We start from the raw sequence: 6043 nt of genomic DNA, 5'->3' as shown, positions 1-6043 counted from the left end.
CTGATAATCTGTTGACTAGCAGTCTGACTCCACAAGCACCCACACGAATTGCTTGATTCAGTTGTTAAAGAGCGGTTGGTTAAGAGCTTTCGTCTCAACCGAGGCGCGCACTATACAGCACACGCTCTCAAATAACACCCTTAAAAGCGCATGATTTTTTTAACAAAATCAATTACTTAAGCCAAACTCAGCATCAAACTGCTCGTTAGCGGGAGGCGAATAATACAGGATTAAAACACGTGGTCAACCCCCGTCTAAAAATTCTTTTCCCTACCTAAGGAGCCTGGGTTGCCACTATGAAAACTTCCAAGGTCCGTACAAAACATCAGGGCAGCAGAGAACCCAGACCACATCGTCATGCTCACCCGCCGGTGAACGCACGCCAGGCATTGCTGGCAAGGGCCTGAAAAAGCTGTGGTACCCAGGGAATCGAATGGCAGTCGCAGCGGTCCAACACGTGCCGGACAACGGGCGCGAGATGCCCAAAGTATCACCTGCCGACCGCCATTGCCTTTGGGAGAACCAATTGTTAGCTGTCTTTTTGCGTCAAACTTTCCGCTTAGCGATACTGCTCTTTTCCGCTGGCACTTCGTCTTTTGTTTTGGCCTGCCCAGGAGGGCAGTACCAAGTCTGCATGGTCGCTTGTTTTTGTGCTCCGGGCTCCAAGGAGGAAATTGGGACGATCTTCAAAAACATGAACCAAATGGCGGCCTCTGGATTACAGAGTTGGATTGAGCAATCGCGCAACACCGCGGCAACTGGCGATATTCGAACAATCCCGCTGAATATCCGAGCCCAACTCGAACCCTTCTATGACATTCAGGTGCTCGATTCGGCCCGCTATAAGGTAGGCGATGACGTGGAGCTGAACGCCGCACACACAATGATGCAGAATCCCGATGTAAGTGCTGTCACCCTCATAGACATCATCGTCTTTCGAAGTCCCGATGATGCGCTTAACAATGTCGCGCTGTGGGCACATGAACTCAAACACGTGCAGCAGTACCTGCAATGGGGCGTTCACGAGTTTGCCACTCGCTATACCCGAGATTACACAGCCGTCGAGACGCCTGCTTACGCGATTCAAACCCAGGTATCCAGAGCGCTAAGAGCCGGCGCAGCCCAGCCAGAGCCTCCTCGAAATCCTTGAGCTCAACAGGTTAACCCTGGTCGGGCAGTCATGGGTGAGTGACTTGAAACGGTTGTGGATTCAACCGGACGATCAATCGCACGGATGGCATAATCGCAAACTGTTCATAACAGGGGCGTATAAATGACCGTCGAAAGCTACGACCAACTCGCGATCTTCTCGGCCGTAGCCCAAGAGCGCAGCTTCACCCGCGCCGCCGCCAGGCTCGGCATGTCTCAACCGGCCTTGAGCCGGGCGATGCGTCAGCTGGAGGAGCGACTGGGGATCAGGTTACTTGCTCGCACCACTCGAAGCGTCTCCCCCACCGAAGCCGGCGAGCATTTACTGCGGGTGATCGCCCCGCGGTTTGAAGAAATCGATAGCGAGCTGGCGTTGCTCAGCGAGTTCCGCGACAAACCGGCCGGCAAATTGCGCATCACGGCAGGTGAGCACGCGGCGATCACGCTGTTGCATCCAGTGCTAGCCAAGTTGCTGCCCGATAATCCCGATCTCAATATCGAAATCATCGTCGACTATGGCCTTACCGACATTGTGGCGGAGGGTTTCGACGCTGGCGTACGGCTGGGTCAGCAAGTGGCGAAGGACATGATCGCGATGCGCATCGGCCCTGACATGCGCATGGCGGTGGTTGGCTCCCCGGCGTATTTCACCCGATATCCCAGACCGGTCATCCCGAGTGACCTCATGGTGCACAACTGCATCACCCTGCGCATGCCGACTTACGGCGGCCTGTTTCTCTGGGAGTTCGAGAAAGACGGGCAGGAACTGAAAGTACGGGTCGAAGGCCAGCTGGTATTCAACAACATCGCCATGCGCCTGGAAGCGGCCCTGCAGGGACTGGGACTGGCCTATATGCCGGAGGACCTGGTGCTGGAGCATATAGCGCAGGGACGATTGGTTCGCGTGCTCACAGACTGGTGCGAACCATTCTCTGGCTACCACCTCTATTATCCGAGCCGGCGCCAGAGTTCACCGGCCTTCACCTTGCTGCGTGAAACCCTGCGCTACTTGGGCTGATTCGCCAGGACGCTAGCCAGCGCTTCACCAGCACGCTTGGCCGCGGCAGCATCACCTTGGTCAGCCAGCAGTTGAACCAGCTGACGCAACTGCGCAGCAGTCAGGCCGACCCGCAGGCTGGCAGCCATGTGCGAGCGCAGTTGCGGTTCGACACCGGGAGTGACGGCTAAAGCAGCGACGGTGGCCAGCTCACGACTTTGCCAGTCCAGGTTGTCGCGCTCGAAGATGTCGCCGAACAGATGCGCCTGCAAGTACTGGTTGATGACCGGAACGAAGTCGAACAACGGGCCCTGGACCGGTGCACCGGCGATTCGCGTCTGATTGGCTTTGCCCGCCGCCAGGAGTTCATCGCCGACAGGAATGACCCGACCGGGCTCGCGCCCCGGATCGTCCTGAACGCCGCGTTGCTTGCGTGCCTCGACCACGCTCATCAGCTCGCCGAGCGCATTGAGACTGCGTGGAAAACCACTGTAGGCATAGAGTTGCACCAGAATTTCCTTCGCCTCGCTCACCGCCAGCCCCGCATCCAGCCCCTGATTCAACGCGGCATTGAGCCCGGACATGTTGCTCGTGGCCATGGCGGCGGCCATCAACGGGATGGCCTGCTGCCTGGCGGACAGCGTCTCGGAAACCGGTTGGGTCGCAGGCTCGGCTTTCGGTGCCACCAAACCTTGGGCGTTGTATTGCTCGTCAGTCACTTTTTCCAGCCAATGCACACTCTTGCCATCCACCGAGCCAGTCACAGCCAGGTGCGTCATGGCGCTCGTCGGCGCGGCGCCATGCCAGTGCTTGACACCCGGAGGGCAGACGATCACGTCACCCGGACGGATTTCCTGCATCGGCTTGCCCCATTCCTGAACCCGTCCCACGCCGGAAGTCACCACCAATCGTTGCCCTGCGGGGTGGGTATGCCAGGCCGAGCGCGCGCCCGGTTCGAAGCTGACATAAGCGCCGGAAGCATTGATCTCGTTCGTGGCGGGAAACAAGGGATCGACGCGTACTCGCCCGGTGAAATAATCCGTAGCTCCCGTAACCGCAGCCTGACTACCCGCCCGGCTGATCTGCTGCGCGGTCCGGGACTCAGTGGCATTGTCCGCACCGGCGGCGTCGGCAAAGGGGGCCGCGGCGCACACCGCGATGCCTATCAAGGTGTTCTTCATGAGCACGTACCCCTTCAAGTCACAGCGTTCTGGCGTAAAACGCGGTCAACTGGCCCATTGCGACGTCCACATACGCAGGCACCCAATAGGTATCGATATGCGTCGCGCCATCGATGATGAAAAGTTTTTTGTCCTGGGTACCGGTGGCCTTGGCAAAGACTTGTTGCGACATATAAAGGCTGTCGGCCTTGCTGCCCGCGATCATCAGCAACGGCTTGTCGATCAGCTCGATCTGATCCGTGGCATCGAAGCTCATCAGGTCCATCAAGCTGCTCCGGGTGTAACGGAAAGTCGAGTTGGGGTGAGCGTGGGTCTTGCCGTAATACTCGAAGCCCTGTCGATATAGATCAAACGGCAGCTTGGCAATCTGTTCATCGGTCAGCTTGACATCACCGACGTAGAGAACTTCGCCACCCGTCGCTTCCTGGGCGCGGGCCGCCGACGCCTGCTGCAAGCGCTCCTGGATCGTCGACAGCTGCGAATCCTGGTAGCCATTACGGCGAACCAGCCCGGAGTTGAACATACTCAAGGTCGCAATCGACTGGAAGCGCTTGTCGGTTTGCGCCGCCGCCAATGAATAACCGCCACCACCGCAAATACCCAGCAAGCCCAGACGCTTGCTGTCGACGCCGGGATAGCCGGCAATGAAGTCAGCCATGCCATGGATGTCTTCGATGCGATGCGCCGGTTTGTCCACATTGCGCGGCTCACCACCACTGGCCCCTTGATACGCCGCATCCGCCGTGATCGTGATGTAGCCCTGATCTGCCAGACGCTGGGCATACAGGCCCGCGACCTGCTCCTTCACCCCGCCATTGGGGTGTGCCACGACGACGACCGGGTATTTTTTCGCCGCATCATAGTTCGCCGGGGTGTACACGTTGGCGGCAATGTCCAGGCCACCAAGTTTGTAGGTGACCGGATGGATATTGACCTTGCCCGGTTCGTTCCTGGTCAGCGCTCCACCGTAGGTCAAAGTGAACGGATTCTGCTTGTAGTCCGCAGCCTCGGCTTCGACGCCCGACATCCCGATCATGGCAGCCATCAACGTGGCCTTCAGCGTGGTTCGCATCATAGGAATACTCCTGACATTTCAAGTTTGTGAGAGGGGTGGCCGATATCGCCACGCGCCTGGTCAATCCAGATTTTTTTCAGCGAGAAACCGCGAAACCAGATCAGCGATTTCGACGTTGTTCATGTCCGAAAAAGGAAAGTGGCTATTGCCCTTGATACCGATCTCCGGCAGATGAACGAGCGTGACGTCACCGCCATGGCGGTTCACCGTATCGCGCCACAGGCGCGCCATCTCGAGCCGCGCACGCCAACTGTCCTGGGCCGGCAACCGAACCGGTTGGTCGGGGATGTTGTCGCCATAGAAAATAACGATGGGGATTTGGGCCAGCGCCTTGAACTGTTCCGCCGATACGGCCTGAGCCGAGAGCGTGTCGAACGCACTGGCAATCGGCGCGGGCACCTCGCCCTCTGGAAACACGAAACTGCTGCCCGGTTCGAACGCTACGATGGCCCGCACGTTAGGGTTTTTGATTGCCGCCAGCCAACCGGGGCCGCCACCCTGTGAATGGGTAAACAAAATGGCCGGCCCCGTCTTTTCCAGCAGAGCGGAAACGCCATTGGATACCACGTCAATGTCGTAAGGCCCGGTGTTGGGCGTCATCGACCGAAAGAACTGCTCCAGCGCCGCCGGCCCACGTGGAAACTGGCTGCCTTCGAAGCTCTCGGGCCACAGGCCGATGCGGAATTGATTGAACCAAAGCTGCTCATCCGGCACTGGTTTGATCGTCATTTCAACCAGGCTGCGTCCCGCATCGCCACGGCGCGGCTGGTCGATCAGGTACGTGGAGAATCCTCGCCGCAGGAAAATATTCTGGAACCCTTCACGGCCGTCGGCCGTTGTCTCCCAGGATTTCGCGGACTGCCCCGCGCCATGCAACATGAGAATCGGCAGCGGACGAGCGCCGACGGGAACCTGATAGAACGCATACACATGGTCGCCGTGATAGGTCTGGCCATCGGGCGTCATCGGTTTGTAGGGGTCGAAGGTTCCCGGCTGGGTGATCAACCCACCGCCGGCAATGAGGCTGCCCTGATCTTTGATGATCAACGGGGCGTGATCGTCAGCGCTGACAAACACACTGGCGCCTAACGCGAAACAAAGACTGCCGGCCTTTGCAGCGGCAGGCATGCATTGGCGGATGAAGCACTGAATCATGGTTTGCCCTCGATTTGATATCGCCGAGAAGCAAATTACCTTTCAACGATTAATCGATAAAGCGCGCCAATCACATAGCACTAATACCAGATTCATATAAGTTCGATTCGTAAAACGGAAAGTTCGCCACCTGCGGAAGTGGCAGAGTTGGGTCGGTTGCAGCCTTTCTTGACAGGCAGCAAGAGGCTGTAATTTTTTCCGAGGTTTTTGGCGTGGCGAACGGCCGTATCAGTCAACGGCAAGAGTACTTCTCCTCGTCTCGATCGATTGAGGAGAAATGTACGGGTCCGGCAATGCGTCATCTATCTGCAAACGGCTACGAGCAAAGCCCGGATGCGGCCGCGAGCAAACTCCGAAAGAAATTGTCGGGACGAAAAAAGAAGCCTAAGCCTGATGCCAGTCAGTTAAACAGTTTCAGCCGCGACATCTTTGTAGCAGCTGCCGAGCCCGCGAGGCGGCGTTCGGCTGCGAAGCAGTCGTAAAATC

General features: G+C 57.9%; 5 protein-coding genes. 2 read left to right on the top strand and 3 right to left on the bottom strand.

Annotation, left to right across the window (positions count from 1 at the left end; translation table 11 throughout):
* The first annotated feature begins 433 nt into the window (after nucleotides 1–433).
* The gene (locus tag PMI28_RS31200) at nucleotides 434–1150 is read left to right on the top strand and encodes an eCIS core domain-containing protein (RefSeq protein WP_007990109.1); all 717 of its coding nucleotides are present in this window, start codon (nucleotides 434–436) and stop codon (nucleotides 1148–1150) included.
* A 123-nt stretch (nucleotides 1151–1273) separates the two neighbouring features.
* Nucleotides 1274–2167: a LysR family transcriptional regulator gene (locus PMI28_RS06980; protein WP_007990107.1), complete on the top strand. Its 894-nt coding sequence runs from the start codon at nucleotides 1274–1276 to the stop codon at nucleotides 2165–2167.
* On the opposite strand, the gene PMI28_RS06985 is transcribed toward PMI28_RS06980, so the two are convergent.
* From PMI28_RS06985 to PMI28_RS06995, 3 genes are read right to left on the bottom strand one after another with little or no spacing between them, the layout of a single operon-like run.
* A complete protein-coding gene (locus PMI28_RS06985) occupies nucleotides 2155–3327 on the bottom strand; it encodes a (R)-mandelonitrile lyase (protein WP_007990105.1) in 1173 nt (390 codons plus the stop codon). The two genes, PMI28_RS06980 and PMI28_RS06985, sit on opposite strands and share 13 nt — an antisense overlap.
* A 19-nt stretch (nucleotides 3328–3346) precedes the next feature.
* Nucleotides 3347–4402, bottom strand: coding sequence for an alpha/beta hydrolase (locus PMI28_RS06990; RefSeq protein WP_007990103.1), 1056 nt, complete (start codon nucleotides 4400–4402; stop codon nucleotides 3347–3349).
* 60 nt (nucleotides 4403–4462) lie between these two features.
* Nucleotides 4463–5557 carry an alpha/beta hydrolase gene (locus PMI28_RS06995; RefSeq protein ID WP_007990101.1) on the bottom strand — a complete coding sequence of 365 codons (1095 nt, stop codon included), beginning with the start codon at nucleotides 5555–5557 and terminating at the stop codon, nucleotides 4463–4465.
* Between the last annotated feature and the right edge of the window lie 486 nt (nucleotides 5558–6043).

This window comes from Pseudomonas sp. GM48 (assembly GCF_000282335.1).
In the GTDB taxonomy this organism is placed as follows: Bacteria; Pseudomonadota; Gammaproteobacteria; order Pseudomonadales; family Pseudomonadaceae; genus Aquipseudomonas.
This window is presented reverse-complemented; position numbering and strand designations above follow the sequence as displayed.